Genomic DNA, 6,399 nt, shown 5'->3' with positions numbered 1-6,399 from the left:
GGCCAGGGCCTGGGCCGGAAGGCATTGGAATCCATCCGCAGCAGCACCGGCAGGCCCTGCAGCCGGGCGGCGATGAACAGCTGCACCATGCCCAGGAAGTGCCAGCCGGTGAGCAGCAGGGCATCGGGCCGCTGCCGGGCCGGACCGAACCCCAGTTCCCCTAGGGGCCGGGTGAGCCAGACGCCCCGGTAGCCGGAGGTGATGCCGCGACCCCGGCCACTGGCGGCCCGGTGCCAGGGGTAGCCCTCCAGCAGCGGCACGTCCCACTCGAAGGAGACGCCGAATCCCAGCCCCTGGGTGCGGGCATCCGGAAGGGTGAGGTAAAGCACGTCCGTGGCCACGTCGGGGGCGGCGGCGAGGGTCTGGAACAGGGGCGTCTGGTACTGCACCGGGTGGCTGCCGGCGATCAGCAGCCGCCGCCGGCGGCTGGGCAGCAGGGCCGGCCCTTTGGCCTGCAGGCGCAGGGCCCAGAGCAGGCCGCGCCCTTCGGCAATCAGGGTGGGGGGGATCCACCAGGGATGGCGCAGGTGGTGGCGGCTGCGCACCGACCCCAGCCAGCCGCCCAGGCAGCCCGCCAGGGCCGCCGGCAGCGGCTGGGTGCGCAGCTGGAAGTAGTAGCGCCCCACGGCATGGTCGGGATTGACGGTGGTGAGGTGCTTGCCGTAGCTGCGGGTGCCGCCCCGCTCGGCCCGGAGGTGGTGAATCAGGGCACCGGGCACGTACTGGATCGGATGGCCGGCCTGGCGCCAGCGAAAGGCGAATTCGGCCTCGAAGCGATAGGCCACCCGCACGAAGTTCTGGTCGAAGCCGCCCAGTTCCAGGGCCAGCCGCCGGGGGATGGCCACGTTGCCCCCCATGAACTCCTCAACGGCGCGGGGCCGCAGGCTGTTGAACAGGAACGGCCCCTCCTCCGGATCACTTTCGCCCCGGTGCCAGGGCTGCAGCACCCGCCCGGCCAGCATGGCGTCGGGGTCGGCCCCGCCGGCCCGTTCGTGGGCGTTGAGCAGCTCCGGGTCCGGCAGGATGTCGTCGTCGAGGAACAGCACCCGATCGCCCCGGGCCTCCTGGAGGGCCACGTTCATGGCGCCGGTGATCGAAGGGGTCGGCAGCCGCAGCCATCGGATCCGTCCCTCTGCCTGCCAGGCGCCCAGGCGCGCTTCGCAGTCGGGATCGTGGCGGGGCGTCTGGTCGACCACCAGCAGCTCGAAGGGGGGTGGATCCAGGGCCAGAAGGGCGGCGACGCTGTCGATCAGCACCTGATCGCGGCCGAAGGTGGGAATGGCGACGCTGAGGGTCATGGCAAGGCGGCCAGCTTGAGCCGGGCCTTGAGATGCCAGGGGTTGAGGGCCAGGGCCTGGCGCAGGTACTGACGGGCCAGGTCCGGACGCTCGCGGCTGAGGCAGGCGCCGATGAAGTAGGCCCCATCGGCCTGCCGGCGCGGCTGGGCCCGCAGGCCGCGGCAACGCTCACTCAGGGCCTCGGCCTCCTGCAGGACGGGAGCCTCCGGCTGCCCGCCGCGGCGGGCCCGGGTGGCCGCCACGATCAGGGCATGGAAGGCCTCCTGCTCCCGGCGCCGGGAGCCGCTGATTGATCCGGGGGAGAGGGTGGCCTCGTAGAGCACCTCCGGCACCACCAGGTGGCTGCCGAGCTCCACCATGCGGCTCCAGAGATCGATGTCCTGGGCGAAATAGAACATCGGCCGATAACCTCCGGCACGCTCATAGGAGCTGCGCCGCATCATCACCGAGCCGTGGATGGCGGGTCCGGTGAGGCCGTCGGCGAGCTCCCCTGGCTCCGGAGCGTTCACCCGCACGGTCGCCCCTTCCGGCACCACCAGGCGCACATGGGTGGAGCAGAGGCTGGCGTCCGGGTTCTCCTCGAGGCAGCGCACCTGCCGCAGCAGCCGCCCCGGCAGAGAGATGTCGCCGGCGTCATGGCGGGCGATGAAGGCGCCGCGGGCCAGCTGGCAGCCCTCGATCAGGGAGCGGGTCAGGCCCCGGCCCGGCCGCTCCAGCACCCGCAGCCGCGGGTCGGCGGCGGCCCGCGCCGCCAGCAGGGCGCCGGTGTCGTCGCTGGAGCCGTCGTTGACGACCACCACCTCCAGGCTCACCCCCTCCTGGCTGGTCAGGGAATCGAGCGTGGCGGTGAGACCGGCGCCGCCATTGCGAACGCCCATCACGACGGACACCTGCGGTGCCGTGCCGGATTCGTGCTCCACAGGCTCCTGCATCACCTCAGGTCATGTTCCCCCCTGGGCGGGATCCAGGCTGCAGCCGTGTCCGGACCCCCATGCTCAGCCGGGCCGCCCGCCCCCAGCCCAGAACCCTGGCCATCAGTCCGTAGAGGAGGAATTCCAGTCGACGGCCCCCCTGCCAGGCCCCGGTCCGCCTGGCCAGCTGGAACAGCTGGCGGGAGGCTTGCTCCGCGCCGGCGGCGCCGCACTGGCGGCTGAGCAGGAAGGCGGAGCGGGAAAATCGCGCCATCTCGGGGCCGCGGCGGTCGACGCCGGCGGCCAGGGCGCTGCGCAGCAGCGATTCCTGGGCCCGGGCCCGGTCCGCCAGCTTGCGGGGGTCGAGGTGGCCCCGGTCGCTGAGGTGGTCGTCGCCCATGTGGATCCGCCGCACCGACACCGGCACCGGCACCCACACCAGGGGCGCCCCGGTCGCCCCGGCCCGGCCGTCGTACTCCCAGTCCTCCTCGTTGATCCAGGGCTGCCAGGGGCCGATGCGGTCGAGCAGCTCGCGCCGATACAGCGGACAGCTGGTGGTCCACCAGCGCTCCAGCAGCAGCAGCGGGAACAGGCGCTCCAGGGGCGTGCCGGTGGCCCGCATCGGTCCGCGGCGCTGGATCGGGCGCCGGGAATGGTCCTCCTCCAGGCTGGGGCCATAGGCGATTCGGGCCTCGGCAGATCGCTGCAGGGCCGCCACCTGGGCGCTGAACTTGCCGGGCAGCAGCAGGTCGTCGCTGTCGAGGTACTGCACGAATTCGCCGCGGCAGTGGTCGAGGCCCCGCTGGCGGGCGGCGCCGGGACCGCCGTTGGGCTGGTGGATCACACGGATGATCAGCGGATGGGCGGCGGCCAGGCCATCGGCCACGGCGCCGGTGTCGTCGCTGGAGCCGTCGTCGACGATGACGATCTCGATCGGCCGGTGGTCCTGGGCCAGCACGCTGGCCACCGCTTCGCGCAGCAGGGCGGCGCGGTTGTGCACCGGGATGATCGTGCTGACCAGGCTGGGCACCGGGGCGGGCCGCAGGGCGGCGATGCGCTCGAGGGCGGGACGCCGCATCACGGCGCGGGCCCGCTCCAGGTTGGGGTTGTCCCGCTGGTGCTTGAGGGGCTGGCCGCGGTGCCAGAGGTGCACGATCGGCTCGTAGCCCCAGATCCAGGTGGGCCGGGTGAGGCAGCGGTCCCAGAACTCGTTGTCCTCGCCGCCCCAGCCGACGAAGCCCTCATCCATCCCGCCGATGGCGGCATAGGCCTCGGCGGTGATGGCCATCGAGCCGCCGGCCTCCAGGTTCTGCACGATCGCCTCCGCCGGTCGCGCGTCATAGGCGCCCGAGCCGGCCAGCACCGCCGCGCTGTGGGGCTCATCGAGGTAGAAGACGAACCGCTTCGGGTTCACCACCGCGTAGCCGCGGGCGATCCGCTCCAGCAGGCGACGGGCGTAGCCGGTGGGCACGAGCATGTCGTTGTCGTGCAGGAGCAGCACCGGAGCGCGGGCCTCGCGGGCGCCGAGGTTGAAGGTGTGGGAGCGGTTGTAGGGGGCGGCGGGGTCCGGCAGGGGCCCATGGACGTGGCGCACCCAGGGGGGAAGCCGGTCGGCGATGCGGGGCTCGCTGTCCTGCTCGATCACCAGGCATTCGAGCCACACGTCCTCCTGGGCGGCCAGGGACTCCAGGGTGGCCAGCAGCAGGGGCAGCCGCTCGAGCCCCCGGTGGCCGATCAGCACGCTCAGCTCCGGTGGCCCCTCACCCCAGAGGGGGGCGCTGCGGCGCCGGATCGGTGCCGCCGCCAGGCAGCGGCGCAGCAGGCGCCGTCCCAGTTCCGGCTGCAGGCGCGGGGCGTGCAGGCGGGATGTGTGACGCCACAGACAGGCCTGGCCGCGGCCATCGGGGGCCGCCTCCAGCCGCTCGTGGCGGTTGGCGATCGCCAGCTGGGCCGGGGCCGGCCGGCCCAGCAGCCACTCGTAACGCAGCCGCTCCTTGAGCCAGACGCCCAGCCACTCCTTCCGCGAGGCTCCCGCCGCGTCAGCCATGGGGATCATCGGGATGGTCGAGCCGGCCCGCCGCTGCCAGCAGTGCGGCTTCCGCCGCCCTGTCGCTGGCACCGCCGGCATGGGGCCACTCGCTGCCGGCGCTGCGATGGTGGAAGCGCTGCCCCAGCAGCCGGCGCAGATCCTCGCCGCGGCGGCGCCCCAGCCAGCGATCCAGCCGCCCCGCGGGGGCTGGCGCCGCTTCCTCAGGGCCCGCCGCCAGCGGGGGGAGCGCCAACGCCTGTCCGAGCGCCCGCCGCCAGGCCCCCAGGGACGCCGCCTCGCTGTAGCGCCCGGACACCAGGGCGTGACCGGCCCTGGACAGCCGCTCCAGCAGGGCCGGCTCCCGCAGCCGCGCCAGCTCGCCCGCCGCGGCGTCCGTATCGCCACAGGGAAACAGCAGGGCCGTGGCGTCGTGCTCCAGGGCGCCCTCCAGGCCCGACCCCACATAGCGGCTGCTCACCACCGCCATGCCGCTGGCCATGGCCTGCCAGGCGACGATCGGGCCCGTCTCCCAGGCGGAAGTGATCACCAGGGCATGGTGCTGGCCATAGATCTGGTCCTCAAGTTGGTGCTGGCCGATGTGGCCGAGCAACCGCACCCGGCCGCTTGCGATCCAGGGCGCCAGGGATCGTTCCAGGGCCGGGCGCTCCACGCCATCGCCGGCGATGCTGAGCTGCAGGTCGATGCCCAGACTCTTGAGCGCCGCCAGCAGGGGCGGCAGATCATGCACCCGCTTCTGGGCCTGCTCCAGCCGGCCCACCCAGGCCAGCTTCAAGGTGGCGGTCGGATCGCCGCTGGGGGGCCGCCAGGGCGGCACCGGCACGCCATAGGGGGCGTAGAGGACCCGGTTGGCGTCCATCCCGCCCCGTTCGCTCGCCAGTCGGCAGGCCAGCCGATTGGTGGCGATCACCGCATCGATGCCGGCCCCGTGTCGCCGCAGGTCGTCGAGATAGGAGGCCTGCAGCGCATGCAGGGTCATCACCACCCGTCCGTGGAACCGGCCCTGGCGCCGGGCCCGCAGGGCCGCGGGGTAGAGATCGACCAGGTTGACGCCGAGCACGAGCTCCGGGTCGAGCCGGCCGAGCAGGGCGGCGATGGCGCGGATCCTGCCTTCGGCGCTGCCGCTGGGGTTGACGATCGGTTCAGCCGCCAACGCTGGATAGGCCCGGGCGTAGGGGCCATGGCGGTGGTGGTCGCCGTCAGGCACCACCACCGTCACCTCCAGCCCGCCGTCCCTCAGGCCCGGCACCAGGTTCGCCAGCCAGTCCTGGACCCCGCCGAGCAGGTAGGCGGAGGGGGCGAACACCAGCACCTTCATGGTGTTCGATCCAGGTGCACGATCCCCGGCCCGGATGGGTTCAGGGGCGGCACGGGCAGGGGCGGCAGGGGGGCGATCGGGCGCACGTGGTGGCCGAGCTGCCGGATGTAGGTCCCCTCCGGCTCCGGGCACCGTTCCCACTTGCGGACGAACACCTCCTGGTTGGCGGAGGTGTACTTGCCCCAGACGCGCTCTGACTGGCCGTCGAAGGAGGTGGTGGTGGGTTGGTCGTTCGCATGGTGCAGATAGGGGCAGTCCGTGCCCACGATCCGCACCCCCGCCAGCGAAGCCCGGGCGGTGTAGTCCATGTCCTCGAAGCCGATGCCGCTGAAGCTCTGGTCGAAGGCGCCGACCTGCTGCCAGCAGTGGCGACCGATGGCGAAGTGGGACCAGGTGTTGTTGAGCAGGGTCAGATCCACGGTGTCCCACGCCATGGCTTCCGCCCAGCGCCGCAGGTAGGGGTCGATGCGCAGATCGTCGTTGAGCACCAGGGTGGTGGCCGTCGGGCTGGCCTGGAGCAGCTCGTTCCAGAGCTGGCAGAGCCCCACCACCCGATCGTGCAGCAGGAAGCGGCGATGGGGCGGCTCGCCGCTGGCCAGCTCGCGGCAGATCCGTTCCAGATAGCGGCTCTGGCTGGCCTGATCACCATGTCCGTTGACGGCCACCAGGATCGGCACCTCGGGAAAGCTTCGCCGCAGGGAGCGGTAGAGGGGACGGAAATAGGTCTCGTAGCGGGCCTCGAAGGTGGTGATCGCGAAGCTGAAGCGATCGCCGAGCGGCCGCCGCGGCGGCAGCAGCACCCTGGGGATGCGGCGGCGGCTGCCA

The 6,399-nt window shown here is 72.7% G+C and carries 5 protein-coding genes; all 5 read right to left on the bottom strand.

Translation table 11 applies throughout. The features are described 5' to 3' along the window. Positions 1–1,298 (bottom strand): glycosyltransferase family 2 protein (locus tag KBZ04_RS13190; protein ID WP_254992365.1); only part of this gene is annotated, 1,298 nt, incomplete at its 3' end. Continuing rightward, positions 1,295–2,230 carry a glycosyltransferase family 2 protein gene (locus KBZ04_RS13185; RefSeq protein ID WP_254992364.1) on the bottom strand — a complete coding sequence of 312 codons (936 nt, stop codon included), beginning with the start codon at positions 2,228–2,230 and terminating at the stop codon, positions 1,295–1,297. The genes KBZ04_RS13185 and KBZ04_RS13190, both read right to left, overlap by 4 nt. A gap of 4 nt (positions 2,231–2,234) precedes the next feature. Further along, positions 2,235–4,256, bottom strand: a complete 2,022-nt coding sequence (locus KBZ04_RS13180) for a glycosyltransferase family 2 protein (RefSeq protein WP_254992363.1) — start codon at positions 4,254–4,256, stop codon at positions 2,235–2,237. Then, positions 4,249–5,574, bottom strand: coding sequence for a glycosyltransferase family 4 protein (locus tag KBZ04_RS13175; RefSeq protein WP_254992362.1), 1,326 nt, complete (start codon positions 5,572–5,574; stop codon positions 4,249–4,251). Before KBZ04_RS13175 ends, KBZ04_RS13180 begins: the two co-directional genes overlap by 8 nt. After that, positions 5,571–6,399 (bottom strand): glycosyltransferase family 2 protein (locus tag KBZ04_RS13170; protein ID WP_254992361.1); only part of this gene is annotated, 829 nt, incomplete at its 5' end. The genes KBZ04_RS13175 and KBZ04_RS13170, both read right to left, overlap by 4 nt.

This window comes from Cyanobium sp. N5-Cardenillas (genome assembly GCF_024345515.1).
GTDB lineage: Bacteria > Cyanobacteriota > Cyanobacteriia > PCC-6307 > Cyanobiaceae > Cyanobium.
This window is presented reverse-complemented; position numbering and strand designations above follow the sequence as displayed.